1 protein-coding gene and 1 pseudogene are annotated in these 819 nt (G+C 45.4%); both read right to left on the bottom strand.

Features of this window, described 5'->3' with window-relative positions; all coding sequences use genetic code 11:
• Positions 1-649 (bottom strand): lantibiotic ABC transporter permease (locus D8792_RS10920; protein WP_125374010.1); only part of this gene is annotated, 649 nt, incomplete at its 3' end.
• A 1-nt stretch (position 650) separates the two neighbouring features.
• Positions 651-819, bottom strand: a pseudogene (locus D8792_RS10915) (ABC transporter ATP-binding protein); the annotation flags it as partial.

Genomic DNA, 819 nt, shown 5'->3' with positions numbered 1-819 from the left:
CTCCTGCTGGCTGTGGCAGATAAGCTCCCCAACTCGTGTGAGCTGCCAGGTAGTTTCCCAGATTATAGATCTGGGGTACGAGAAAAAGCAGAGGAACCAGCATGGTCCGAGCCAATAAACCTAACAAAAATGAAAGGATTCCCAATAGGGTTAGAGATAAGGTTTTCCACAAAATCAAACTCCAAGCTGCCTGATTGAGCAGAATCGGATCAAGCCCTTCCTTTCCTAAAGCCAGGTGCATGACCATATAACTAAAGTAAATTGATAAAAAGCTACTGGCAAGAGAAAAGCAAGCAAAGGTCATGAGTTTCCCCACAAGCAACTTCAGGCGGTTATTACAGGTCAAAAGACTGGTTCTCAAGCTATGAGACTGAAATTCCATAGCTCCCAAAATTCCAGCTAAGATGACCAAAACCATGCCTGCCATAGAAGCCCCATTGAGGCCTAGATATTCCAGCGGGTCAATGGCTTCTGCGAGACCGGGAACCGTCTCAGGTGTGGCATCCAAGCCGACAGATAAATACTGTCGGCCCTCCAGCCAGGATACGGCAGGCACCAATAGCAGCATGAAGGCCATACTCACTCTGAAAGCCTTGGTTGAGCGAATTTTCAACCATTCTGAATGCAATAAAGACATCGTTTCTTTCATCTTAAACCTCCTCTGTCAAATCAAAGAAGAGATCTTCTAGACTGTCTGAATCTTGCAACACCTCTTCCAATTGTCCCTGCTCAATAATGCGCCCATGATGAATCAAGACTACATCATCTGTCACCATTTGCACCTCTGATAGGATATGGGAAGATAGAAGTACCGTTTTT

Origin of the sequence: Streptococcus cristatus (assembly GCF_003943505.1) — a bacterium.
GTDB lineage: Bacteria > Bacillota > Bacilli > Lactobacillales > Streptococcaceae > Streptococcus > Streptococcus cristatus_E.
This window is presented reverse-complemented; position numbering and strand designations above follow the sequence as displayed.